This window comes from Lysinibacillus sp. GbtcB16 (assembly GCF_019091145.1).
Lineage (GTDB): Bacteria > Bacillota > Bacilli > Bacillales_A > Planococcaceae > Lysinibacillus > Lysinibacillus fusiformis.
In genome coordinates this window covers 1-264 of record NZ_JAGXJV010000500.1, presented here as the reverse complement: position 1 = coordinate 264, position 264 = coordinate 1, and the positions used below count along the sequence as shown (strand labels likewise).

Below are 264 nucleotides of genomic sequence, written 5' to 3'. Positions count from 1 at the left end.
AACACCTTTAACAGTCCGGTATCTACGGAAAATACGGAGAACAGGATGCCTCCCAAGACGACCCAGGACACGAAGTGGGGGAAATACACGATGGTCTGAATAATCCGTTTGAAGGCGCCGTTCAGAACCTCATTGAGCAATAGCGCCAAAATGATCGGTGCCGGGAAGTTAAACAGCAGCTTATAGAAGCTGATGATGACAGAATTCTTCAGAGCGACCCAGAAATCCGGCGATTCAAATAAAATACGGAACCATTTCAGCCCT

1 pseudogene is annotated in these 264 nt (G+C 47.3%); it reads right to left on the bottom strand.

The annotated features are described in order from the left end of the window. Positions 1–264: pseudogene (locus tag KVT27_RS25045) on the bottom strand (sugar ABC transporter permease); the annotation flags it as partial.